General features: G+C 75.8%; 1 protein-coding gene. It reads right to left on the minus strand.

The annotated features are described in order from the left end of the window. A partial coding sequence (locus OZN99_RS32400) for a hypothetical protein (RefSeq protein ID WP_270939293.1) occupies positions 1-847 on the minus strand: 847 nt, incomplete at its 3' end. Positions 848-983: the final 136 nt, after the last annotated feature.

Consider the following 983-nt stretch of genomic DNA (forward strand, 5'->3'; position numbering starts at 1 on the left):
CCTCTGCCGCGCCGGGGCGCCAGCCGCGGCCAGGCAGCCATTCGTTGGCCGCGCCGACGAAGCGCCGCCACAGCGGGGAGGCGCCTTGCAGCCCGCCCGGCGCGGCGGCCAGCTGCGCTGCCACCGCGCGCACCAGGTCGATGCCGCCGGGGGTGAGGGAGAGGTTGCTCTGCCGGTCGGGGTCGTCGGCCGGGACCGCGAGCGGGATGCCGCAGAGGGCGAGGAAGTCGTCCACCACGTCGCGGTTCAGCAGGCTCTCGGGCTCGAAGATGCGCGGCTGCACCGCGGCCTCGCCGAAGACCTGCGCCCAGAGGTCCAGGATGGCGGCATAGTCGTAGCCGCGCAGCTGCTCGGGGCCCGCGGCTGGCAGCATCGGCGGGGCGACGTGGCCGACGCGCAGCGCCTGGGTGTAGCCGGAGGCGAAGTGGCTGTCCTGCCGGCGGAGATACATCACCACCCGCGCCGCGCCGGTCCAGCGCGCCAGCAGGTCGCGCAGCGATGCCACCAGCTCCGGCGTGTCGAGCAGGCCGGACATCTGCTCGGCGGAGATCAGCACCAGGCGCGTGCCGGCGGGCAGCGCGTCCATCTCGCGCGCGAAGTCGGCGCGGAAGCGGGCGAGGCGCGCGGCGGGCTGCATCCCCTCCCAGACATTGGGGTGGAAGTGGCCGAGGCGCGCGACGGGGACCAGGGAGGCCGGCAGCAGCCCGTGGTTCGCGTGGCCGGGCGCCACGGGATAATGCACGCCGAGCGCCGACAGCGCCTCCCTCCGCGCGCCGAGGACGCGCTGGATGGAGGAGGTGCCGGTCTTGGACTGGCCGATGTGCAGGATCAGGTCGGGCTTCGCCATCGGCCGCTTCTACGCCAAGGCGCCGGCCGGCGCAGCCGGGTTCCGTCGCCGGCCGGCGTCGCGCGGCGGGCGCCGCGGCCTCGGCGCTTGCGGCGCATCAAGGCCGCGGCAGGCATCCCGGCCCATGCTGGCGACT

It is taken from the genome of Falsiroseomonas oryzae, assembly GCF_027856955.1.
GTDB lineage: Bacteria > Pseudomonadota > Alphaproteobacteria > Acetobacterales > Acetobacteraceae > Falsiroseomonas > Falsiroseomonas oryzae.